At 41.2% G+C, this 1298-nt stretch carries 1 protein-coding gene; it reads left to right on the forward strand.

What is annotated here, in order from left to right:
• The first annotated feature begins 2 nt into the window (after positions 1-2).
• Positions 3-956: a tyrosine-type recombinase/integrase gene (locus tag AAE250_RS23555; RefSeq protein WP_342289512.1), complete on the forward strand. Its 954-nt coding sequence runs from the start codon at positions 3-5 to the stop codon at positions 954-956.
• Positions 957-1298: the final 342 nt, after the last annotated feature.

Below are 1298 nucleotides of genomic sequence, written 5' to 3' on the forward strand. Positions count from 1 at the left end.
AAATGATCAGGAATGAAATTACCTTACAGAAGATGTTCTCAATGATAGTTGAGGAGCTTCGCGAGAATGGTCGATGGGGAACAGCCCATATCTATCAGGCTACTTCGAATGCTTTTTCTGCATTCGTTAACAATCAGCCGTTGCCTTTACGAAAATTAAGTCCTACGGTGCTGAAGCGGTTCGAAAACCATCTGAGACAGCGAAATTGTAGCTGGAATACGGTATCTACTTATATAAAGACGATACGTTCCACATACAATCAGGCGGTTGACATGAAGTATGTTCGGTATGTACCAAGATTGTTTGAACACGTATATACCGGTACATGTGCGGACAGGAAGAAAGCATTGGAAACATCGGATATAAGCTATCTGGTACGGGAAACGGAAATGAGGATGCAGGAAACTAATTATCTGTCTAACAATCAGAGAACCAGAGTATTCTTTGTTCTTATGTTCATGCTGCGTGGCATTCCATTCGTTGACCTGGCATATCTGCATAAGAGGGATCTACAGGGCAATGTATTGTCGTATCGGCGTCGGAAAACCGGACGGGCCCTGACAGTGGCACTTACTCCTGAGGTAATGCAATTGGTGCGTTTAGTGGCTAACAGGGACCAGGATTCACCTTATCTGTTTCCTATCTTGCAAAGCGAGGAGGGTTCTGAGGCCGCATATCGGGAATATCAGTCCGCCTTGAGGTGCTTTAATCAAAGATTGTCTTCTTTGAGGCAATCTCTAGGCATGAAGTCTGCCCTCAGCACCTATGCCGCACGCCACACATGGGCTACAATGGCTTATCACTGCGAAATTCATCCCGGTATTATCTCGGAAGCAATGGGACATTCTTCTATTGCGGTTACAGAAACTTATCTGAAGCCTTTCAGTAATAAGAAGATAGATGAAGCCAACCGGATAGTAATTTCTTTTGTAAGAAGTGGTGGGTGTTTGGTATAAAAGATGTAACCTCTTTTTGTAAGATAGCATAGTATTGTTGTATAATATTTAGATTCCTCAAAGAGTATTTTGAGGAAAGGAATGCTGTTGCTCTTACTGATCTTCCTTTCTTTTAATTAATTAGCTGCAAATAAGAATATTACATCTGCATTTACAACATTTTCCGGTCTCTGAATTATATTTCCTTCTTTTCGCCTGTCTCTTTTTAGGAGTCTGTCTTTCCTTTCACATATTCAGACTGACATATTTTCCCATTCCCAACAAAAGGGCTTTTGAAGCGCCATCTGACCTTAAATCTTAACGAAATTAACGGTTTTTTATTACCTACGAAGTAACGGAATA

Origin of the sequence: Bacteroides sp. GD17 (assembly GCF_038448625.1) — a bacterium.
Lineage (GTDB): Bacteria > Bacteroidota > Bacteroidia > Bacteroidales > Bacteroidaceae > Bacteroides.

Bases quoted from the DNA above. Each gene is read 5' to 3' on its own strand.
- AAE250_RS23555 (WP_342289512.1), top strand. From the start codon at position 3: ATGATCAGGAATGAAATTACCTTACAGAAGATGTTCTCAATGATAGTT.